Origin of the sequence: Streptomyces sp. NPDC101490 (assembly GCF_044767145.1) — a bacterium.
GTDB lineage: Bacteria > Actinomycetota > Actinomycetes > Streptomycetales > Streptomycetaceae > Streptomyces.
Window position 1 is genome coordinate 25,986 of the sequence record NZ_JBIWNI010000006.1, and the last position, 21,139, is coordinate 47,124.

Sequence of the window (21,139 nt, forward strand, 5' to 3'; positions counted from 1 at the left end):
CACCGACACCGGCACCGGCGCGCCCGGCCGCCGCCGTGGCCCCGTTCTGCCGCGTCCCGTTCCGCTCCGGAGCACATCACCGTCCGGACCGCCGGGCGGCGATCCAGGCGCGTGCCTCGCGGTGGGCGCGGTCGAGGGGGGCGAGGAGCGGCCCCTCGGCGGGCACCACGGCGTCGGCGTCGAGGTGGTCGGCCAGCCCGGTGCGGCGCAGCAGCGCGAGCTGGGAGGCCTGGACCCCGGCGAGGACCAGGCGTCCGCCCTCCGCGTGGAGGGTGTCGGTGTAGTGGCGCAGGGCCTTGAGGATGGCGGAGGAGGGGATGTCGGGCGCGGTGCGGACGGCCAGGACGAGGACGGCGTCGTGGGCGCCCTTCGGGTCGGGGAGCCCGGCGCGGAGCACGGGGAGTTCGGCGAAGAGGCTGCCGCCCTCGTAGTCGAGGACGGTGACCTCCCCGGGCGGCAGCCTCGCGGGGACGGGCGCGGTGGACCACCGGCCGTCGGTGTCGTCGCGCACGAGGGCGGTGAAGCGGGCGCGCCGGGCGGCCTGGGCGCAGTAGAGGAGGAGCGAGAGGACTGCTCCGATGACGATGGCGCGCTGGAGCGGCAGCTGGGTGGTGGCCAGGAAGGTGGCGAGCATGGCGGCGCTCGACAGTCCGGAGGTGCGCAGGACGAGGAGGATGTCCTGGCGCTTGCCCCAGACGAGTTCGCCGCCGACGATCAGGACGAGGCCGCCGATGACGGGCATCGGGATGTGTTCCGCGAGCGAACCGGCGACCAGGACGACGAGGGCGAGGAAGACCCCGGAGACGACCCCGGCCCAGCGGGTGACGGCGCCCGCGGAGGCGGCCACGCCCGTACGGGAGAGGGAGCCGCCCGACGGCAGGGCCTGGAACAGTCCGCCGCCCACGTTGGCGACGCCCTGGGAGACGAAGTCGCCGTTCACGCCGGAGCGGCTGCCGTCGGGGTTCGGCAGGGACGGGGCGATGCCGGCCGCCTGCGCGAGGGCGACGAGCGCGACCGAGGCGGCCCCGGCGGCGAGTTCGGGCATCGCGCCCCAGGCGGGGGCGGTGAAGGACGGCAGTGCGGCGGGAATGCTCGCGATGTCCCGTACGAGGCCGACGTCCGTGCCGAGGACGGCGACGGCGGCGCTCACGGCGACCATCGCGATCAGCAGCGCCACCGGCCGGAGCCGTCGTACGAGCCGGGCGAGGGCCCACGCGCCGACCGTCGCCGCCGCGACGAGGGTGGCGGAGGGTTTCCACTCCCCGATGTGGGCCACGCTGTCGAGGAGTTGGACGATCCTGTTGTGGCCGTGCGGCGGGTAGCCGGTGGCGTCCTCCAGGACGCCGGTGACGATCTGGAGCGCGATGCCGGTGGAGAAGCCGACCATCACGGCGTTCGACACGAAGGAGAGCACGACGCCGAGCCGCAGCACCCCCATCAGGAGCATGATCACGCCGACCAGGACGGTCAGCGCGGCCACGTTCCCCGCGTCGTGCGGGTCGAGTCCGGCGTCCGCGAGGGCGCTCTGCCCGGTGAGTGCGATCGCGCTGGTCAGGGTGGTGATCATGAGGACGGTCGGGGTGGTGAGCGAGCCGAGGACCGGCGGCACGACGCCCGCGTAGAGGCCGGAGACCGGGTGGAAGCCCGCGACGGCCGCGTACGCCATGCCCTCCGGGATCGAGAACAGACCCGTCACCATGCCGGAGGTGACGTCCGACGGCTTGGGCCGCCCCCACCGGAACCCGCCGAGCCTGCGGAACCCGCCCAGTCTGCCGAGCCCGTCGAGCCCGCCGAGGAGACGGCGGAGCCTCATGAGAGGCCCGTGAGCGCGTCTCCGATGTACTTGGCGCCGAGCACGGCGAGCACGGTCGTCATGATCGCCGCGTTGTGGACCGTCATCCACTCCTTCCAGCCGCCGAGGACACCGGCCGAACGGTCGCCGCCCAGCAGGTACACCCCGAGCGGCAGCGACGTGCACAGCGAACCGATGAGCACCATCAGGACGGCGGCGACGGTCTTGCCGCCCGCGCCCGCGCCGCTGGTGGCGATGGAGACCGCACCGCCGACGGCCAGGACGAGGTTCTTCGGGTTGGCGGCCACCAGCGCGAAGGCGAGTCCGGCGGATCTGGCCGCCGTGAACCGGTCGACGGCCCGCATCCACTTCGGCGCCGCAGCCTCGTGCCCTTCCCTCGGCCGGTCCCGCCACTGCTTGACCGCCATCAGCGCGAACAGCACGCCCAGCGCCAGCTTCAGCCAGTACGCCCAGACCGGTTTCTCCCCGCCGGTGGTCAGCCCGCTGCCCGCCACGACGACGACCGCGACCACGGCGGTCAGCCCGGCCGTCCAGCCGAGTGTGAACGCGGTCCCGTTGGCCCGCCCGTTCGGCGTGGCCAGCATCAGGATCACCGCGATCAGCGGCAGCGGACTGATCGCGACGCCCACGGCCGACGCGAGCATCGAGCCGATCGCCTCACCCATCCCCTGCTCCCTCCGTATCGGTGGACGCGCCGGTACGCACACCGTCGGGCGGCGTACCGGGGTGTGGGCCGGGGCGCTCGCCCGTACCCACCGGGACGTCAGTCCTGGAGCTCGAAGTCGCCGGGCCGCCAGGAGCCGTCGAAGGCCGCCTGCTCGGGGCCGTAGATGCGGAAGTACGCGAACCAGCCCCGGCCCGGGACGGTCTGGATCCACCGGCCACCGCCGTCGGCGGGCTCGGCGGGCCCGAAGTACAGGTCGACGTGGTCGCTCCCGTCCGGCTCCAGCTTGTCGAACAGCGAGCGCAGCGCCGCCTGCCCCTGCTCGGCCACGATCTCGGACCGGGTCGCCGCGTCGTACACCGTGACCGACCAGAACAGCGAGTCCGGTACGGGAAGCGGCACCCGCAGCCGGTACGTGTGCCCGCCGTCGAGGTAGGTGCCGTCGGCGTCCCGCAGCCCCAGCCAGTACAGGGACCCGGCGCCCTTCTCCCGGCGGAACATCGCGGGGGAGGCGACGATCGCCTGCGCGAACCACCGGTCCCTGGCCTCCACGTCCAGCGAACCCGACCGCTCGAACGTGCCGTTCTCCGGCCGCAGTCCCACCCACTCCCAGACGCGGTCCGGCCACACCGTCCGGTCGGGCCGACGGGAGGCGAACGCGGAGACCAGCATCTCGTCCCGCCCCTGTCGCGCGGCCCCGGTCAGGATGCGCTCCATCCGCGCGTCGGGGGCGAAGGGCCGCCCCGCCTCGATGCCGAGTTCGGCGAGCAGCCCCAGCATCGGCCGCAGCTCGTCGACGGGCGGCTCGGCGTCGACGACCGCGTGCAGGACGCGCCAGTACTCCAGGTTGTCCTCCCACGCGAGGGGAGTGGTGTCCATCGGGCGGCCGTCCTGGTTCAGCACGGTGAAGGCGGGCGGAGCGTCCTCCAGGGCCAGCGGGAAGAAGCGGACCGAGGCCAGCAACCGGTTCGCCGCGTCCACGTCACCACCGAGCGGGAGCGCCCGCAGCGCGCACAGCACCTGCCAGGTGTCGCTGCGCACGACCTCGTACTCCTCGGTCCCGGCCGGTGCGTCGCCGTCGTGACCGGGCGGCAGGAGCAGCACCTTGCCGCCCTTCGGGCCGTTGCGGCCGGGCAGCCCGAGGTCCACCAGCCAGCGGTGGTAGTGGTCGTCGACCAGACCGACCAGCGGGCCCGGCGGCAGTTCGATCACCAGCGGTCCGCTCTTGCGCAGGTCCAGGCCGCCGCCGAGGTACGGCGTGTCCGAGTTGAGGGTGAACCCCACGTGGTGCGGGCGCGCCACCACCAGCGGCGCGGACTCGTTGTCCACGGCCCCCGCCGCCCGCGTACCGTGCAGGATGGCCTCCATCGACACCACTGGATAGAAGAACCGGTACGCCTCCACGGCCCTGCGCGGATCACTCCGGTCGAACGAGGCCGCCGCGCTCTCCGCCACCGGATACCCGCCCCGGAACTCCACCTGCTCCACGACGTACCGCCTTCCTGCCGGGTGCCGGCCCGGCGGAAGCCCGCCGGGCGCCCTCCCCACCCTCACCGGGACCCCCGCGCACGGCGAACGCTGTCCGCCGAACGAGTGCTGTACGGACCGGCGGCGACCCGCCCGTACGGCCGACGGCCCCGGTCTTCGTACGGCCCCGGTCTCCGTACGGCCCCGGTCTCCGTACGGCCCCCGCCGGAGCGGCCCCGGCCCGGGTCTCACGGCCTGCGAGGTACGGCCACCCCCACCTCGTGGAGGTGGACCAGGACGTCGAAGGCGCGGCCGAGCGCCTGATCGAAGAGGGGGTAGCCGTCGTGGAACTCCGTGCCGATGCTGCGGGTGGGGCGGGCGGTGTCCAGCCAGCCGCGGGCGGTGGGCGCGGCGGCGCGGAGGTCGGCGTAGAAGTCGCGGTGGCGGACCTTGTCGAGGGTGTTCTCGTTGCTGCCCGGTACGGCGGCGCCGACGGAGAACTCCTTCCACTCGCCGCCGAGGGCGGTGTCCTTGGAGAGGAAGGAGCCCCGGTCGAAGGTCATGCCGATCGGGAGGTAGTTCCGGCCCAGCGCGTCACGGAGGAAGGACCCCTGGGTCTTGGGGTAGGACGCGGCTTCCGCGGCGATGAGCCCGAGGTGGTCGTTGTGTGCGGAGACCAGGATCTTGTGGCCGGTGCGCTTCTGCCACCACAGGACGTTCCGGGCCATGGCCTCGTCGCGCAGGCGCATGAACGCGGGAAGGGTGGTGGGGTCGCCCGGATCGAGGGTCAGGAACTCGGTGGTGTCCGCGACGGAGCGGGCGTTCTGTACGGCCCAGTCGTGGGCTTCCCGGTCCCGGCCGCCCGCCGCGCCGATCAGGTCGAGGACCTGCCGGGCCTGCCCGGCGAGGCGCTGCCGCTCGGCGATCGGCCTGCCCATGTAGGCGTAGACGTCGTCGACGGGGCGCAGCCCGGTGTAGAGCTCGTCCACCCGGGGCGCCAGTGCGGGGTGGTGCCGCTGGACGTAGCCGGTGATCCGGCCGAAGAACTCGTCGGTGACGGCGGGGGCGGAGAGGTCGTTGCCGACGAAGTGGACGGTACGGGTGGGGTTGCGCCGGTTGTGGTCGCGCATCCACTGGAGGAGGTGGACGAACTCCTCGCGGTCCCAGGGGGAGTTGGCGAGGTGCTCCGCGGCGATCCGCCGGGCGTCACCCTCGCCGGTCTGGAGGTACTCGTCGATCTGCAGCCCGGCGCCCCAGCTGGACTCCAGCGAGAAGGCGCGGAACCCCTTCTCCTCGACGAGGTGGCGGAAGACCCGTTCCTTCATGGCGAAGAACTCGTGGGAGCCGTGATTGGCCTCGCCGAGGCCGACGACCTTCGCGCCGCCGATCATCGCGCCCAGGGCCCGCAGATCGGTGGTCCTCCCGCCGGGTTCGGTGGAGCGCAGCGGGTGGGCGATCCGGTCCAGCTCGCGGACGACGGCGTCCTTGGCCGGGCCCGACCGGGCGGCGACCGGATCCGGGGCGGCCTGCGCCCCGACGGGAGTGAGCGCGGCCCCCGCCGCGACCGACACGGCGACGAGAAGGGCGCCCCTGCGACTGAGCTGCTGCCGTCGATGCCTGTTCATACCCCTGGACTCCTCACGGATGCGCTTCCGGTGACACGACAGATCCTGACCCGCGACACCGTGGCAGCGCGCGGGGCCTGACCTCCGTGTTTCGTAGGGGGATATCCCCCTACGAACGGCCCCTGGGCACCCCTGCGAACGGGCCCCGCACCGTTACGAACGGACCCCGGCACCCCTGCGGAAGAACACCCACCGCCGCCGCCTCTGGCGGAGTACCGCGTACTCGGAGCCGCGACCGCTGAGCCAGATCCGTTGTGCGGCGAGGTAACCAGCCCTCCAGCCAGCAAGGCCCGTTGGGCAGCGACCATCGGTTCCTCGCCTGTCATCCGGAGCGCGGTCCAGGCGAACGATGTGCTCCGATCGGATCGTCCGCCTGGTTCCTTGCGAGGCTCACGAGCCGTTCAGGCCGCTGGTCTCCCTCGTCAGCGGCCCTCGGTCGACAGACCGAGAAGTCTCACCATTCTCCGTGCACGAGGAGCTAGAGGCTGGGCGGTGATCATCTCCTCAGCGCCTTCATGCGCAGGTGCAACAGACGTGATCAGCGAATCCGGCATGGCCACCTCGGCGTCTCCGAGAGGCACGGAATGCCCGCAGATATCCAGGCTGAAGTCTGGCTCGTCCAGGGACAGCCCTACAGTCGCGCCACCCGCCAACAGAGAAGTAGCGGTGGGGAGGTCTGCGGGACGGGAGAAGGTCCACTGTGACAGCGAGGGTGGCACCGCGACGGTCCGCCCGTCGAGGAGCTGATGTGCCAGCAGGATGCTCGCGCAGTCGTCGGGGGAGAGGGACTCGGGGACGCCGAAAGGAGTGCCGGTCCGACGTTGCACTTCGCAGAGCTTCTCCATGAGCGCGATCTCTTCGTCCAGAGCGTTGCTGCTGATCGTTTCCCTGCCCACATGGGCGCAGGGCACGGGCGGTCCGACGGGCTTGTTCTGGAGGTGCAGCTGAAACCAGTGAGGCGACCGTGCCTGCCGGGCGAAATGGAGCAGGGACAACCTCTCGCTGGGCTGCATGCCGGGTGTGGGTGACAGGGACAGGTCCGTCTTCGCGGTTCGATCCCGCTGATCCAGCCGGAGGACGACCTTGAGCGATCCTGTGTGGTTGGTCCCGGTAGCAACGGCGCCACGCCTTCCTCTGTGGCTCACCTGAAGATCCACGGTCAACGAAGCCAGGCGGCGGCCATTCTCGCCCTGGATCACGGCACGTGCGGGGATGCTGAGGACGGGTACTCGGCTGGATCTCAAGCGGAGCAGTGCAGAGGGGTGCGGGGGCTCGTTGCGAATTCCGAAGCCCGCTGGAAGGTCGAGGACGACCCGCGTGAGATGGTCCCCGGTCAGCTTCACGGGATCCCCGAAGTCCAGAAATTGCTCCCAGGCACCACGAGCGGCCATCCCCTCAGCCGTGTCAGGGAATGCGGCTTCGAGACGGAGGGTCGCCGGTCGGTCTGTCTCGGCACCCGGGTAGGCCGGCTCCATGGAGATGATCTCCCCATGAGGCCCGGCTGTTACGGAGAAGCGGTAGTGGGGCTCGATCTCGTTGAGTCTCGCAACGGTCTCGCTGATGCGGGCGACGGCCTCGGGCCCGTCCGTCACGGCGACAAGCTGTCCGTCGGCGAGTTGGCGCATGACCTCTTGCGTGGTCCAGATGCCGTCGTGGAGGTAGTGGTGCGTGAAGGCTGGCTGCTCCAGTTCCCTTGCCCTCAGCCAGTTCAAGCCGTGCCAGGACAGCTGGAACGGATACCGAGAGCGCAGCCCCTCGAACCAGTCCAGCTCCGTGGGGGTTTGATCGATCGGCACTACGAGAGTCCAGCTCGTCGGTCCGTGCTCAGCGGCGCGGGCCAAGGATCGCTCCACCTTCTGGCGGCGGGAATGGTTCAGTCTTCCCGTGAACGACTTCATCTCGTAGATCGCTAGGGTGCCGTCATCCCGACGGAACAGAACGTCACGCCCGCCGTCACCCCCCGACCCATCAACCCGGATCACGTCCGGGTTGAGCAGACTCAGCAACACGGCCACTGCCGTCTCGTAGGAATCCGCCTGCTGTGCGACCTTCTCCCAGCACGATGAGCTATTCGCCATGCAGCCTCCTTCTTCCGGGTTTGCGCGTACTCGTCGACCCAGTCCTCGATCTTGGGAGGGATGGGTCGTTCGGTGGCACTCGGATGACCACCGAACGTAGGAGGGCCAGCCGACCTGGCGCCCTGTTGCAGCACTTGGTGCGCGGATGGCACGTGGGCGCTGAGAGGTCTAGACGATAAAAAATCCCCAGGTCACTGACCTGGGGACTCGTCTCTGAGAGCGGATGGCGTGAATCCAACCCGCGCATAATTTTGGGAATCAACGGTTCTTGAACGGTCATATTCGCTCAGACCTACATGTTTTGCCGAGCCGGGAGGGACAGAGCGGCGACCTGGGGACCCGACATCGGCGCGATCTCGGTCATGGTTCCGCCCTTCATCCGGCCGACGTGGTCGAGGGCCGTACGCCGAACCACTGCTCGGCGCCGTACTCCTCGAACCGCTCGACCTCGGTGAAGCCCAGCTTCGCCGCGAGGCGCATCGCGCGGTCGTTGGCGCTCCGGGTGGAGAGCACCACGGGTTCGCCGGGGCGCGCGCCGAAGAACCAGTCGAGTGCCGCCGCGCACGCTTCGAAGGCGTAACCGTGTCCCCACACCTCCGGCAGGAACAGGTATCCGAGCTCGGCCTCCCCGGCCTCAGGGCGGATGTGCCCCCGGCGCTCGGCATCGCGCGCGTCGAGTGTGATCATGCCAATCATCGTTCCGTCGAGTTCGGCCACGAAGCAGCCGGGGCGTCGGCCGGGCACTTCGGGCATCGCGCGCTCAAGTTCGTCGCGAGGCCGGGTGCCGCCGATGTAGGTGCCCACTTCGGGCGAGGCGAACAGCTCGATGAACGACGCACGGTCCCGGGCCTCGGATTCGCGAAGCACGAGCCGACGGGTCGGTATCGGGGCGGGCGGCCAGTCGGAGGTTCCGGCTTCGATCATGACGGGGAACCTACCGCACGGCCCGTGAGGACGATCGGTGCAGAAGCCCGGCTCCCGCCCGGCGGTCTTTTTCAACAGCCCGCAACCGGGACCGCAGAGGCACACGTACATGTCGATGATCTGAGAAGTGTGAAGCGAGAAGTCGTTTTCCGTATGGCCGTCATGGGGTTCGAGCCGTTCGGCCGAGAGGATCCGTAGTCGTTCCATGTCGGATGAGATCACCCTTCGTCCTGTCACCGCCGACGATCTGGACCTGTGCGAGGGGGAGTTCAGCGGGCTGGACGGCTGGGCGCGGGACGGCGAACGCACGGGGAGCGACAGCGGATCGCCCTGGCCCGGGACCGTGCGGCGCGGCCGGAAGACGGCTCCGCCTTCGCCGAGCACCTCGCCGAGGCCTGGCGGCGGGTCGACCGGCTTACCGGGCCCGACCAGGTGGCCGGACTGTGCGTGCCCGCCACGGCGACGCCGTGCTCCTGTCGGAGTTCCTCCTCACCCGCGTCGTGGAAGTCGCCGTCCACGGAATCGACTCGGCCGACGTGCTCGGCCGCGAAGCCTGGCTCAGCCCGGCAGCCGACGACGCCGTGACAGAGCTGCTCCTCGGCGCGGAGCACGCGGCGGCAGCCGACAGACTGGAGTGGAGTCGTCTCCGCTTCCCGCGCAAGGCCACCGGCCGGGGAGCCGCTGAACGAAGTGGAGGCCGTGCGGGTCGAACAGCTCGGCATCCGTCGGCTCGCCCCGGGCTGACTTCCGCCCCGCAATCCCGTGGAACGGGGAATCATGCGGTACTCGGGCGCGGGGCCTGTGCGTTCGGTGACGTCTTGCAATGAGGAGGACCTGTGCGGCGTGGCGAAGTCTGGTGGGTCGAGTTCGACGAGCGGCGGCCGGCCGTGGTCCTGTCGGCGGACGGCGCGTCCGGGATCCGGGTGGTGCAGGTCGTCGACCCGGCGGGCTTCGACATCAGCGGTCTGGGCGTCGAAGTGGCCGTGGGTGCCATGGAGGGACTGCCCTTCGACGGTGTCCTGCGGTTCGCGTTCCCGCGCCCGGGGTTCATCCCCTGTACGTGGCTGGCCACGGTGTCCCGCGACGACCTGATCGAGCCGGCGGGCGTCCTGTCCTCCGCGAAGCTCAGCGAGATCGAGGAAGCCGTTCAACTCGCCGAACAGGTGCGGGAGCAGACCCCGGAGGCGACCGTGAAGCTCGGCGAAACGAGAGAATCCCTCCGTCGCGGCGGTCTCGGGTAGGTGAAGGAAGGAAGAGGGAACGGACGCCCACGATGACGCAGCCGGCCCACCCAGGCGCTCGACACTCCCACCCGCCTCCTGGACACCTCTCCGCAACGACGAAGCCCCCAGTCCACTGACCGGGGGCTTCGTCCGAAGAGCGGATGACGGGAACCGAACCCGAGCCATGGGCTGGGGAATCACCACTGCCCATTCGGACTACGCGTCTCCGCCCTGGGGGAACGTGATCTGACACCACTCATTCCGCATGCTCGTGGGAACCCGTGTCGACCGCTGTTGGCCGTCTTGAAGCGCACGGTTGGGGCACGAGACCCGGACGCCCGTCTTCACACCCCGACTGCCCACCGGGCGGCCGCGACCGCGCCCAGGAGGAGCGGAGGGGCGAGCCACCAGGGGCCCATGGCGCGGCGGATCGACGGAAGCAGAGTGATCAGCAGAGCGAGTCCGCTCGCGGCGACGGCGAGGACGCAGGACAGCTCGATCCCGGCCCGTGCTTCGTCGTCCCAGCTCCCCGCGGGCCGGATCGTGAGGGCCGTGTACACGAACCATGCGGCGATCGCGTGGAGGAGCACCAGCGGGACCGCCATGACCCACCGCAGACAGCCGTCGTCACTGGTGGTTCCGGCGGCGTCGGGCCGATCGGGTATCACTGGAGAGCCCCCTTGGCTTCGTCGAGGTTCTTGGTGAAGGCCCGTCCATAGGCTTGGGCGTCATCACCCTGCCAGTACGGACCACCGTTGTACCGTGCCGCCAGTTCCTGGTGCTGCTCGGGCGTCATCTGCTCGGGGGGAACGCCCGCGAACTCGCTCTCGGCCTTGAGCTGGGCCAGGTACTCCGCCGCGATGAAGATGTTCTGCCCCGGGTCCTGGAGAGACTCCTCCACGACTGCCCGCTGCTGGTCGGTCATGTTCTGGGGGTCGTAACCGAGTACTTCGGCTCCGCGGCGCACTTGGATGGCGATGGGGCCGAAGGACGTCTCGTCCGGGGTGCCGCCGAGGCGCCAGGGGAGGTTCTCCACTGAGCCTCATCACCTGTATGGGGGACGGACGCAGACTGAAGCGCCTTGCGGGCGGGCCGTGTCACCCCTCCAGGACGGTGGCGTCCGTGCCCTCCTCTCACTGCCCATGGCTTTCGTTACCCGGTGGTGTGCCCCCCTGAGGAGACATGCCAGCGGAGTCGAAGACGGCCACGTCTGGGCGGCACCGATTCTTGGGCTGAGATCATCGGCCGGTAGGCGGCTCTGCCAGCCTGCCGCCGGCTCCGCAGGCGCCACGCTGTTCTCCGGCTAATACTCGAGCGTGTGGACGGATCACCAGTCGGCGGGGCCATGGGGCTCGGCATCCGTGAAGCGGTCGTGGTTCGGCAGTTCATCGAGGGCGACTCCGTTGCCCAACTGACGTGTCTGCTGCACCGCGCCTATTCCACTCATGCCGCCGAGGGGCGTGTCTTCTTTGCCTCGTACCAGTCGGTGGAGGACACGGCGTACAGGCTGGGTAAGGGCGAGTGCTGGCTCGCGCTGTGGGCCGGTGAGCTGGTGGGCACCGTGACAGTGGCCGCGCCGTACGGGGTACCCGAGGGGTATCCGGCTCCGTCGGGTGCCGGGGCGTTCTGGCAGCTCGCGGTGGATCCCGAGTGGCGGGCGGTGGGGCTGGGGCAACTGCTGCTCGACTTGGCGGAGGAACGCATCGGGGCCCTTGGGGCCTCGCAGGTCGTGATCGATACGTCGGCCGAGGCGGCTGAGCTGGTCGGCTGGTATCGCAGGCGCGGTTACGTACCGGTCGGCTCCTGGTGGTGGGGCGTGACGAACTACGAGAGCGTCGTCCTCATGAAGGAGCTGAGCCCGGCTGTGCGCGGGTTCGGCGCCTCCTCGTGAGGTGATGCCGAACCCGCGCGAGGGTCTCCTACTGGCCGAGCACGTGGGCCGCGTCCTGGGCGGCGATCACGAGGGCCTCGTCGAGTGCTTCCACGCGTCGGCCGCCGGCGCTGGCGAGTGGGCCCTTGCCGCCGGTTCCGCCGCCGACCGTGCGCGCGGCCGGGATGAGGATGTGGCTGGCCTCGGTGCCGGTGGCGTGGAGGCTGTGGGTGATCGCGGCGGCGAGGAGGGCCTTGCCTTCGTGTTCGGTGCCGAGGACGACGACGGCGTGGCCGCTGTCGAGGAGGCAGGTGGTGTGCTGGGCGAGCGAACGGAGCTCGTCCGGGCCGAGGCCGGTCACCTTCTCGCTGACGACCCGGCCGCCGGTGACCGTGCGGGCGGTGGCGGCGAGCTGCTGGGCGCGGTCGCGGAGCTCGGCCTCGCGGAGGCGGGCGAGTTCTCGTTCGGTGGTGGCGAGGGTGTCGAGGCGTTTACGGAGGGCTTCGGGGGCGTCCTGGGGGCGGGTGCCGAGGAGGGTGGAGAGTTCTTCGAGGAGGTGGCGTTCGGTGTCGTAGTAGTCGAGGGCATCTCGGCCGGTGAGGGCTTCGATGCGGCGGAGGTTGGAGCCGATGGAGGCTTCTCCGACGATGCGGACGGGGCCGGCGTTGGAGCCGTGGCCGATGTGGGTGCCGCCGCAGAGTTCGCGGGAGAAGTCGCCGATGTCGACGATGCGGACGTGGTCGCCGTACTTCTCGCCGAACAGGGCGGTCGCGCCGGCGGCCTCGGCTTCGGCGCGCGAGGCGTGCCAGACGCGGACCTCGGGGTCGGTGAGGAGGCTGTCGTTGACGAGGGTCTCGATGGCGGCGAGCTGGGGGCGGTCGACGGCGGAGAAGTGGGCGAAGTCGAAGCGGAGGCGGCCGGCGTCGACGAGCGAGCCGTGCTGGCGGGCGTGGTCCCCGAGTGTGCGGCGGAGCATGGCGTGCAGGACGTGGGTCGCGGAGTGGGAGCGGGCGACGGACTCGCGACGGGCGCCGTTCACGAGGGCTTCGGCCTGCTGCCCGATGTGGAGCTCGCCCTCGGTGACGCGGACGGTGTGGACGTGGAAGCCCTCCAGACCCGGCTTGGTGTCCAGGACTTCAAGGACCGTGCCGTCGGCGGTGCGGATGGTGCCGGTGTCGCCGACCTGGCCGCCGGACTCGGCGTAGAACGGGCTGCGGTCCAGGACCAGCTCGATGGTGCTTCCCGGGTCGGCGCCGGGCACGACGTTTCCGTTGGAAACGATGCCGAGGACGGTGGCTTCGGCCTCGAGGCGGTCGTAGCCGACGAAGTCCGTACGGCCGTGGCGGGCGGACAGTTCGCGGTAGGCGTCCTGGCGTCGCAGGGCCTCGGCGGTCTTGGCTTTGCCGCCGACCTTGGCGCGGCGCTGCTGCTCGGTGAACAGGTCGGCGAAGCGGTTCTCGTCGACGGTGAGGCCGGCGTCGCGGGCGGCTTCGATGGTCAGCTCGACGGGGAAGCCGAAGGTGTCGTGCAGCTCGAAGGCGGTCTCGCCGGTCAGGGTCGTGGACCGGCTCTCGCGGCTGCGGGTGATCGCGGCGCTGAGGAGGCGGGTGCCCTGGGCGAGAGTGCGAGCGAAGGACTCTTCCTCGGCGGTGACGACCTGCTCGATGAGGTTGGCCTGGTCGGTGAGCTCCGGCCAGACATCGCCGAGGTTGCCGATGACGCTGGCCGTGGTCGGGGCCAGGACGGACTGGTCGATGCCGAGCAGGCGGGCGTGACGGATCGCGCGGCGCATCAGGCGCCGGAGGACGTAGCCGCGGCCGTCCTTGGCGGGCAGGACACCGTCGGCGATCAGATAGGCGATCGAGCGGGCGTGCTCGGCGACGACCTGGAAGGAGACCTTCTCCTCGCCGCTGCCGGGGTACTCGCGGTCGGCGAGTTCCTGGACCGTGGTGAGGGTGGGGCGGAGCAGGTCCGTGCCGCAGACGTTCTCGACGTCCTGGAGGATCGCGGCCAGGCGGTCGAGGCCGAGGCCGGTGTCGATGCTCTGCTGGGCGAGGTCGCCGAGGATCGGGAAGTCGCCCTTCCCGTCGCCCTCGCCGCGCTGGTACTGCATGAAGACCAGGTTCCAGATCTCCACGTACCGCTCGCCGTCGACGGCGGGTCCGCCCTCGCGGCCGAAGGCGTGGCCCCGGTCGTAGTGGATCTCCGAGCTGGGGCCGCAGGGGCCGGGGACGCCCATGGACCAGAAGTTGTCCTCCATGCCCAGGCGCTGGATGCGCTCGGCGGGGACGCCGATCTTGCGCCAGAGCTGCTCGGCCTCGTCGTCGTCCTGGTAGACGGTGATCCAGAGACGGTCCTTCTCCAACTGGTAGCCCTGGGTGAGGAGTTCCCAGGCGAAGGCGATGGCGTCGGCCTTGAAGTAGTCGCCGAAGGAGAAGTTGCCCATCATCTCGAAGAACGTGGCGTGCCGGTTCGTCCGGCCGACGTTGTCGATGTCGGAGGTGCGGGCGCATTTCTGGATGGTGGTGGCGCGGGGGAACTCCGGGGTGACCTCGCCGAGGAAGTACGGCTTGAACTGGTTCATGCCGGCGTTGGCGAGCAGCAGCGTCGGATCGGAGGGGATCAGCGGGCTGGACGGGACCTGGCGGTGACCGCGCGAGGTGAAGAAGTCCAGGAAGGTGGAGCGGATCTGCGTCGAGCGCATGGTGGTGTGGCCCTCACGGAAGAGTCGTGGAGAGATGGGGGGTCGATCACACGCCGAGCCGGGCCGAGAACAGAGACTGAGAGGTTCTCAGTTCTCCAGCTCGACGCAGATAGCTCGCGCCCCCACGGTGTAGACCATGACTCCAGATCCGTTGTCTGAGGTGGCGCAGTCATCACCGGACGCAACGGTCCGCTGACACTGCACCACCCACGGTAGCGGGTCGACAGTCAAGATCGCTGAGGTTTTCCGCCCCGTCACTCCATTGAGGTCAGGGACAGGAGCGTGTCGGCGAGGTCGTCGGCTCGGGGCAGGACGACGGTGGCGCCGGCCCGGGTGAGCGCCGTCGGGCTGGAGAAGCCCCACCCGGCGCCGATCGGTGTCACGCCCGCCGCTCGGGCCGCGTGCATGTCGGACGGCATGTCGCCGAGGAACACGGCGTAGGCGGGTGCCACGCCGAGCTTGCCGAGGGCGAGCAGGAGGCCATCAGGGGCGGGCTTCGGTGCCGCGTCCTCGTAACAGACGATGACATCGAGCAGGCCGAGGATGTCGGGTGGCAGGAGCCAGTCGACTCGGCGGCGGTTGCGCAGGGTCACGATGCCTGTGGTGACAGCGGCTGCCCGGAGCGCGGTGAGGGCTTTGGTGGCGAACGGGAACACCTCGGTGGTGAGGGTGGCTGTGGCCATCGCCGCATCCCAGCGGTCCTGGTCGATCGTTCCCACGTGGCCCAGTTCGGCGAGGACGTGCTCGCGCGGGGTGGTCGCGGCCCAGGACGGAAGGTCGGCGATGGTGACGCGGCGGCCGAGGGCGGAGGTCGCGAAGCCCGCGAGGGTGGCGAGCTGGGCGTGGTGGCTGTCGACGAGGACGCCGTCGAGGTCGAACAGCACGGCCCGCTTCACTCGGCCCCGTCCTTCCGGGGCGCAGGCAGGTCGGCCTCGGTGAGGAGGGAGTGGAGAGCGACGTTGTGATCTGCCAGCAGGCTGCGCCCGCCGAGCGGGCGCTCAAGCACACAGCGCATCGTGGACCGGTGCTCCAGCGATGCGCAGGAGGCCGGCCATGCCGAGCAACTGCTCGCCGGAGCGGACCACATCGTCGACCAGGACGGTCCGGCGGCCGTCGAAGGACGCGCCCTCGATCTGCCGACGGGAGCCGTACCCCTTCGGGCGGCGGCGCAGGAAGACGGCGGGTAGGCCGGTGGCGGCGGACAGGGCGACGACGAGGGGGACTCCGCCGAGCTCGATGCCGGCGAGCAGCTGGGCGTCGGCGGGGACGCGGTCGGCCATGGCGGTGGCGGTGTCGCGCAGGAGCTCGGGGTTTGCGGCCAGGCGGTACTCGTCGAAGTAGCTGTCGAGCTTCGCGCCGTCGGCGAGGTGGAAGGGAGCGGTGACGAGGGCGGTTTCGGCGAGCCGGACGGTGAGGTCGGACAGCCGGGTGTCGGTGGTCATGATCCTCCGATCGGTGGGGTGTGAAGCGAGGCGAGTCGGTCGCGGAAAGCGCTGGCGGTCTCGGTGGCGTGGAGGAAGCCGAGGGGGCGGGCCGGGGTCTCGTACAGCCACTTCTCCTCGCGCAGGAAGGCGAGCAGGCGCAGCGCAGTGGTCCCGGCGAGCACGATCGGTACGGGCCGGATCGTGGTCGCGTAGTAGACGGCGGCGGTCAGCTCGTGGAGGGTGCCGATGCCGCCGCCCATGGCCACGACGAGGTCGGCGTGGTCCAGGTAGTGGTTGAGCCGGGTGCCGAGGTCGGGCAGGTGGACGGACGCGGTGGCGTACGGGTTGAACGCGCCCCACTTGTCGTGCTTGTCGATGAGGGTCACGGCGGTGACCAGGGCTCCTCCGGACGAGGCTCCCCGCGCGGCGGCTTCCATCAGGCCGTTGTAGCCGCCGTGCAGGAGCGCGTATCCGGCCTCGGCCAGGGTCCGGCCGGCCTCCTCGGCCAGCTTCTCCTCGTCGCCGGAGGCGGCGCGTACCCCGCCGAAGAAGACGCCGGTACGGCCCGCTGGGGCCCCATCGGTGACCGTGCGCGCGAGGCGGAGCCCGTTCACATCAGGTCCAGGTAGGTGCGGTACGCCACGATGGCGTCCTCCAGGCCGTTCAGTACCTCGGGGCAGGTCCGCTCGACCAGGGCGAGCGTCCGTTCGACGGCCGCGTCCACGTCAGCGGCGGCGGGGACGGCCCGTCCGCTGATCGCCGCCTCCAGGTCGCCGAGGCAGGCCCGGCCGATCGGGGTGAGGACGAGCTCCTCGCGCAGTTGGTACCAGCCCCAGAACCGCGAGGTCGGGGCCAGAGCGGCCTTGATCAGGTCCTTCGTCGCGGTGTGGAGGCGGTGCCACTCGGAGTACGCCACGAATCGCTGGCCGCGCTTGATGCGCTTGCGAAGCAGGACGGCCAGCACCAGGTGCTCGATGAACAGCTCGACGCACGTACGGGGCCGGGCGAGGAACTCGGCCGCGAATCGTTCCGCGGCTGCGGATTCCTCGGCCGGGGCGAGGGCCGGCTCGCGGTCGAGGAGCAGGGCGGTGGCGACGGTGGCCCGGAGGCTCGGGACGCGCGACGCGGGCACGATGTAGAGGTCGATCTGGTGCAGGTGGCCCTCGTCGGGGACGAGGAAGACCATGCCGACGCCGCCGAGGTCGGCCACGATCGTGTCGCGCCAGCCGGGCAGCAGGGCACCGGCCTCGACGGACATCACGTCGTCCAGGGCCTCGGTGAACGCGGGCAGGGCGGCGTCCTGGACGCCGACGACGAAGTCGACGTCGGAGAGGCGGTCGGCGGTCCCGTGGGCCAGCGACCCGCGCACCATCAGGTGCGTGACGGCCGGGGAGGCAGCCAGGGCGTCGGCGAGCCGGGACAGCAGCGGGAGCTGGGACGGGCGGTTGGCGACGGTGAGTTCCGCCAGGTGCAGGGTGGGCACGTGCGTCCTCCGATCGGAAATCAGCGGGTGATGCCGGTCAGGCCGTCAGAGCGAGGAGACGGCGCTTCGCCGTCGTCCAGCGCGTGGCGGCCTCCTCGTCGCCGAGCGAGGTGTGCAGCTCGGCGATCAGGTCGTAGACCGCCCCCTCGGGCAGCGCGTACGTGTAGAAGAGCCGCAGCAGCAGGCGCTCGGCCGCGTCCGTATAGCCGAGGCGGACCATGCTGCGGGCGGCCTGGAGCCGCTCGGCGACGACCGTCGGACCGGCCGGGGGAAGGGGCTCGACGGAGCCGGGGTCGAGGGTGGGGCGGCGGGCGAGACGGTGGAAGGTGTCGTCGGCGTACACGTCGGCGATCAGGTGGATCCGGTCCGGCCCCAGCAGGTTGCAGACGCCGTGGGCGTACGTCGGCGTCAGCCGCCAGATCCGTCCGCCGGTCATGTGCACCTTGGAACCGCCTGTTACGAGGAACGCCGACGTGTTGGTGTGGAGGGGGATGTGCAGCCGGTGCCGCTCGACCTGGTCGAGCTCGTCGTAGTCGCGGTGCTCCCAAAGGAAGGCGTTGGGCTCAAGCCGGGCGAGCCGTACCCACATGTAGTTCAGGCCGAGTTCGGTCAGCAGGGCGGCGGTGGTCGGCATCTGTTCCAGCAGGTCGGTCGGCCTGGCCGCGCAGTCGCCGATCGTGACGTCGGCGGCGTCGCCGACGCGTTCATCAGCGATGTCGTCCACCAGCCTCCCGACTGGTAGGAGCTGTACTCGGCCTTCCAGGGCGCCTGGGCCGTCAGCACCTCGTGGCGCATCCGCTCCAGACGAGCGGGGTCGACGGCGTCGAGCTGGGCGATCTGCCCGGCGAGGGTGGTCAGGGTGTGGTCCATGGGTCACCGTCCGCGTCTCGGAAGAGGGAAGGGGTACGTGGCTGGTCGCCCTCCGCCGAGTGGTGCGGGAGTGGCGCGGGGGAGGCTCCGGGTCTCCTCGGCGGAGGGCCGTTCAGTGGTCGGTGGCGCCGGGCAGCGGAAGCCCGCCCGGTACGGCCACGGGAGCAGGTCTGCGTCCGGAGAGGTCGATGAGCTGATCGGCATGGGACCGCAAGGTCCAGGCAGGCGCGGCCAGGCCGGCGAGAGCGAGGAACGTCAGCGCGTACCGGCTGCTGCGGTCAGTCCGTACGCGTGCGGGAGCGAGGACGCGCACGGTCGGCCGACGGTGGCGGGACCCGCTCATGTGAGGTCACCGGTGGCCTTCTCGTCGCTCGCGAGAAGGTGCTTGGTCTGGGCGTGAAGCCGTTCCAGGTCCGCCGGGGTGAGGACGAGAGCGCCCTCGCTGGCCGATCCGTCCTCGAAGTGGAACACGACGGGCACCGAGCCCTGGCGGGTGCACGGGTCGTAGACCGCGTCCTCGTCGGGCAGAAGGGTGGTGTGCGTGATCCGCGCGGACACCGGCCGCAGCGTGGAGGCGTCCGCAGGCGCGGACCAGGTGGGGCCGCCGCCGGGCGGGCGCAGGTGATAGGTGGTGGCGGAGTCCTGGCCCGGGAGGGTGATCACGACACCGACACGGCCGCTACGGGCGGTGTCGGTGGCGAGGTCACCGAGTCGGGGTGCGAAGGGAGCCGTCGTACGTAACTCGGCTCCCTGGGTGGATAGATGGGGTGTGCGTCGTCCGGTCATGCCCCGAAGTTAGGGACGGCTGGGACCCCGAATATGAGCCGGAGGAATACGACCCCTATCCGTCCAGGTGAAAGCGGTCGGACATGCGCCGCAACTTCTCGCGCGTGGCTGCCCGTTCGGCGTACACGATGCCCCGGAGCGTGGAACGGGCGATGGGGTGGTTTCGTACGAGCTGGGGCGCGATCCGCTCGGCGGTCTCCAGCTCGGCGAGGGCCTTGTCCCGGTTGCCGTCCCACAGCCAGGCCCGCGCGATGTCCATGTGGTGGTGTCCTTGGCGGGAGTTGGGGAGCGCGCCGACGAGTTCGGGACTGGTGCGGCGGTTTATCTCCAGGGCCTTGCCCTGCTCGCCCATCTCCAGGGCCACGCTGATGGCGTGGATCTGCACGTTCCCGGAGGAGAAGGTCAGCGAGTGCCGGTCGTACACCGGTACTCCGGCGTACGCGTCCATCCGCTCGGCGGCGTCCTTCGCGTACCCGATCCGGTCCTCCGCCTCGGATGCTCGACCGGCGCGGGCCGCCGAGATCGCCGCCCGGAGCTGGAGCGTGCCCCAGGCCCGTACGGCCAACGGGTCGCCGTGCTCGTATGCTTGCTGCACCGACCCGATCGCCTTGTCCGAGAGGGTCAGCGCGTCCGCCCAGTCGGCCGTCGCCCACATGTCCCACACCCGCATCCAGTCCGCGACTGCGGGCAGCACGGGATCCCCGGACAGCCGCGCCGACCACGCGGCCCGCTCGCAGGCCATCGCCACGAGCTCGGGGTGGCCGAGGGAGTGGGCGGCGGTGTGCGCGAACTTGCAGCACACCGCGTAGATCGCGTACGCCTCCTCCCGCTCGTGCCCCTCCTCCGAGGCTTCCGCCAGCGCGCGGGCCTCGCGGAACAGGTCGGGCAGGACGCGGAGGATCGATACGTTGGAGGCGGTGTCCCGGAGCCGGTGGAGCCGTGTCACCTCCCGCCACAGCTGCGGCGCGGGCCTCGGCGTCCCGTCGAAGACGGGGGCGAGGTCGTAGCGGCGCAGCTCGCGCAGGATCGACGAGGCGGCGATCTGCCACTGGTTGTCGTCGGGAGAGCTGCTGTACGGGCGGCCGATCAGGTCGTTCGGATGGACGTGCAGCTCGGCGGCCACCTGGTTGAGCAGCCCGACCCGGTCCAGCTCGATCAGGCCCCGCTCCATCTTCGACACCCAGCCCTGCGACTTCCCCAGGGCCGTGGCCAGGTCGGCCTGTGGCATCCCGAGGCGCAGCCTCGCCCTGCGGACGCGCCGGCCGATCTCCTCGGCTTCCTCCAGCATCAGGACACCTCCCCGACCGCCGGGCTTCCGCGCGGGGTGCGCCGGGCTGTCCGTGCGGAGTTCGTCACCAGCACGGTACTCATATGGACGCGGGCGCGAGAGACGTCAGACGGATTCTTGCTGCGATGCAGAGAGGCTCGGCGGTTGCCCTGTTCCGAACCGGAACGGCTCCGCCCACAAAGGGCCGTCCAGTCCTCGGAGCGAACTCAGCTGATCTACCAGCACTCCATCCGACCAGGGCCTCCGTCAGGAGCCACTCCACGCGTTCTTCCCACGAGGACTGGGAGCCCTTGGTCCTCAGGATGCGTTCCCCTTCCGACACGAACAGCGATGTCGGCCACACCAGCTCGTAGTTGCTCAGATCCACGATCACGGCGTGATCATCACCCAATCGCACGTACGGCGGGGTGGGCTTCGGATCATGCTGCCCGCCACCCAGCGCCCTGACCTCATGCGAGGTCTCCTATGGAACGCGAGTGGCACGCCGACCCCAAGCGGTCCGGACAACGACGAAGGCCCCGGTCTGTGACCGGGGCCTTCGTTCAAGAGCGGATGACGGGAATCGAACCCGCGCTATAAGCTTGGGAAGCTCATGTTCTACCATTAAACTACATCCGCGTAGCGGACGGGTGATCCGTGCCGCATCGTTGCACACTGTACCCCATGTGCCACTTGAGTCGAAGCTCGTGGTTTTCCGGGTGCGGAGTGCCGTGCTGGAGGGTGTCCCGTTGATCCCCTAATGTGGCTTCTCGTCCACCACATGTGTAGGGGAAGGGACTTGATGGGTCCGATGGAGCGCACCGTCGTCCGTTGTGCCGAGGGGCACGTGTTCAGTACCGCTTCGTTCCCGCTTCAGCAGCTCGGGGCCGGGCGGATCGGGCCGGGGCGGCTCATCCGGTGTCCGAGGTGTGCGCGGCTGC

At 70.5% G+C, this 21,139-nt stretch carries 19 protein-coding genes and 1 tRNA gene; 2 read left to right on the top strand and 18 right to left on the bottom strand.

Annotated features, from left to right (window positions below; translation table 11 throughout):
- Positions 1-76: 76 nt before the first annotated feature.
- The 6 genes from ACIRQY_RS14985 to ACIRQY_RS15010 form a co-directional block, all read right to left on the bottom strand.
- Positions 77-1,813 carry a SulP family inorganic anion transporter gene (locus tag ACIRQY_RS14985; RefSeq protein ID WP_403925422.1) on the bottom strand — a complete coding sequence of 579 codons (1,737 nt, stop codon included), beginning with the start codon at positions 1,811-1,813 and terminating at the stop codon, positions 77-79.
- Positions 1,810-2,478 carry a GAP family protein gene (locus ACIRQY_RS14990; RefSeq protein ID WP_403925425.1) on the bottom strand — a complete coding sequence of 223 codons (669 nt, stop codon included), beginning with the start codon at positions 2,476-2,478 and terminating at the stop codon, positions 1,810-1,812. Before ACIRQY_RS14990 ends, ACIRQY_RS14985 begins: the two co-directional genes overlap by 4 nt.
- 98 nt (positions 2,479-2,576) lie before the next feature.
- Complete coding sequence (locus tag ACIRQY_RS14995) at positions 2,577-3,965, bottom strand: DUF1254 domain-containing protein (protein WP_403925428.1); 1,389 nt, start codon at positions 3,963-3,965, stop codon at positions 2,577-2,579.
- Positions 3,966-4,192: 227 nt separating this feature from the next.
- A complete protein-coding gene (locus ACIRQY_RS15000) occupies positions 4,193-5,569 on the bottom strand; it encodes an erythromycin esterase family protein (protein ID WP_403925431.1) in 1,377 nt (458 codons plus the stop codon).
- A gap of 422 nt (positions 5,570-5,991) precedes the next feature.
- Positions 5,992-7,647: a hypothetical protein gene (locus ACIRQY_RS15005; RefSeq protein WP_403925434.1), complete on the bottom strand. Its 1,656-nt coding sequence runs from the start codon at positions 7,645-7,647 to the stop codon at positions 5,992-5,994.
- A 375-nt stretch (positions 7,648-8,022) separates the two neighbouring features.
- Complete coding sequence (locus ACIRQY_RS15010; RefSeq protein ID WP_403925910.1) at positions 8,023-8,571, bottom strand: GNAT family N-acetyltransferase; 549 nt, start codon at positions 8,569-8,571, stop codon at positions 8,023-8,025.
- An 836-nt stretch (positions 8,572-9,407) separates the two neighbouring features.
- Here ACIRQY_RS15010 and ACIRQY_RS15015 point away from each other — a divergent pair.
- Positions 9,408-9,812, top strand: a complete 405-nt coding sequence (locus ACIRQY_RS15015) for a type II toxin-antitoxin system PemK/MazF family toxin (RefSeq protein ID WP_403925437.1) — start codon at positions 9,408-9,410, stop codon at positions 9,810-9,812.
- Between the two features lie 326 nt (positions 9,813-10,138).
- On the opposite strand, the gene ACIRQY_RS15020 is transcribed toward ACIRQY_RS15015, so the two are convergent.
- Both ACIRQY_RS15020 and ACIRQY_RS15025 read right to left on the bottom strand, forming a co-directional pair.
- A complete protein-coding gene (locus tag ACIRQY_RS15020; RefSeq protein WP_403925440.1) occupies positions 10,139-10,462 on the bottom strand; it encodes a hypothetical protein in 324 nt (107 codons plus the stop codon).
- Positions 10,459-10,830 carry a hypothetical protein gene (locus ACIRQY_RS15025; RefSeq protein WP_403925443.1) on the bottom strand — a complete coding sequence of 124 codons (372 nt, stop codon included), beginning with the start codon at positions 10,828-10,830 and terminating at the stop codon, positions 10,459-10,461. Before ACIRQY_RS15025 ends, ACIRQY_RS15020 begins: the two co-directional genes overlap by 4 nt.
- A gap of 309 nt (positions 10,831-11,139) precedes the next feature.
- Here ACIRQY_RS15025 and ACIRQY_RS15030 point away from each other — a divergent pair, with 309 nt between their 5' ends.
- Complete coding sequence (locus tag ACIRQY_RS15030; protein WP_403925446.1) at positions 11,140-11,685, top strand: GNAT family N-acetyltransferase; 546 nt, start codon at positions 11,140-11,142, stop codon at positions 11,683-11,685.
- Positions 11,686-11,713: 28 nt separating this feature from the next.
- Here the strand turns inward: ACIRQY_RS15030 and alaS are convergent, their stop codons facing one another.
- From alaS to ACIRQY_RS15080, 10 genes are all read right to left on the bottom strand, one after another.
- Positions 11,714-14,368, bottom strand: coding sequence for an alanine--tRNA ligase (gene alaS / locus ACIRQY_RS15035; RefSeq protein ID WP_403925449.1), 2,655 nt, complete (start codon positions 14,366-14,368; stop codon positions 11,714-11,716).
- A gap of 254 nt (positions 14,369-14,622) precedes the next feature.
- On the bottom strand, positions 14,623-15,264 hold the full coding sequence (locus ACIRQY_RS15040) for an HAD family hydrolase (protein WP_403925452.1): 642 nt from the start codon (positions 15,262-15,264) through the stop codon (positions 14,623-14,625).
- A 102-nt stretch (positions 15,265-15,366) separates the two neighbouring features.
- Positions 15,367-15,810 carry an orotate phosphoribosyltransferase gene (locus ACIRQY_RS15045; RefSeq protein WP_403925455.1) on the bottom strand — a complete coding sequence of 148 codons (444 nt, stop codon included), beginning with the start codon at positions 15,808-15,810 and terminating at the stop codon, positions 15,367-15,369.
- Entirely contained in the window at positions 15,807-16,406 is a 600-nt protein-coding gene (locus tag ACIRQY_RS15050; RefSeq protein ID WP_403925458.1) for an LOG family protein, read from the bottom strand. The genes ACIRQY_RS15045 and ACIRQY_RS15050 overlap by 4 nt, the downstream gene beginning before the upstream one ends.
- Positions 16,403-17,275 carry a hypothetical protein gene (locus tag ACIRQY_RS15055; RefSeq protein WP_403925461.1) on the bottom strand — a complete coding sequence of 291 codons (873 nt, stop codon included), beginning with the start codon at positions 17,273-17,275 and terminating at the stop codon, positions 16,403-16,405. The genes ACIRQY_RS15050 and ACIRQY_RS15055 overlap by 4 nt, the downstream gene beginning before the upstream one ends.
- A gap of 37 nt (positions 17,276-17,312) precedes the next feature.
- On the bottom strand, positions 17,313-17,999 hold the full coding sequence (locus ACIRQY_RS15060) for an aspartyl/asparaginyl beta-hydroxylase domain-containing protein (RefSeq protein ID WP_403925464.1): 687 nt from the start codon (positions 17,997-17,999) through the stop codon (positions 17,313-17,315).
- 258 nt (positions 18,000-18,257) lie between these two features.
- The gene (locus tag ACIRQY_RS15065; RefSeq protein WP_403925467.1) at positions 18,258-18,488 is read right to left on the bottom strand and encodes a hypothetical protein; all 231 of its coding nucleotides are present in this window, start codon (positions 18,486-18,488) and stop codon (positions 18,258-18,260) included.
- Positions 18,485-18,931, bottom strand: a complete 447-nt coding sequence (locus tag ACIRQY_RS15070) for a hypothetical protein (protein ID WP_403925470.1) — start codon at positions 18,929-18,931, stop codon at positions 18,485-18,487. The genes ACIRQY_RS15065 and ACIRQY_RS15070 overlap by 4 nt, the downstream gene beginning before the upstream one ends.
- A 55-nt stretch (positions 18,932-18,986) precedes the next feature.
- Entirely contained in the window at positions 18,987-20,219 is a 1,233-nt protein-coding gene (locus ACIRQY_RS15075; RefSeq protein ID WP_403925473.1) for a helix-turn-helix domain-containing protein, read from the bottom strand.
- 547 nt (positions 20,220-20,766) lie between these two features.
- A tRNA-Gly gene (locus ACIRQY_RS15080) sits at positions 20,767-20,837 on the bottom strand.
- Positions 20,838-21,139 lie beyond the last annotated feature (302 nt).